General features: G+C 53.3%; 1 protein-coding gene. It reads left to right on the forward strand.

The features are described from left to right. Positions 1-11 precede the first annotated feature (11 nt). On the forward strand, positions 12-255 hold a 244-nt coding region (locus ACU8YC_RS28815; protein WP_446896487.1), incomplete at its 3' end, for a nucleoside recognition domain-containing protein.

Raw genomic sequence — 255 nt, forward strand, 5'->3', positions numbered from 1 at the left:
GGAGAAGCATCATGAGCGCACCAACCTCTAATCCGGTTATTACTGATGTTTTTGTCGAAGGGGCCCGTAAAGGCTGGAATATTGCGACAACCAGCACTCTGCCAAACGTGGTGATGGCGTTTATCATAATCAAAGCGCTGGAGATTACCGGCGCGCTGAAAGGGCTTGGTATGGTGTTCGCACCGCTAATGGGTCTTTTTGGTCTTCCCGGCGAAGCCGCAGCGGTATTGATTGGCGGCTGGATGTCGATGGGCG

Source organism: Citrobacter sp. VF227 (genome assembly GCF_052950715.1).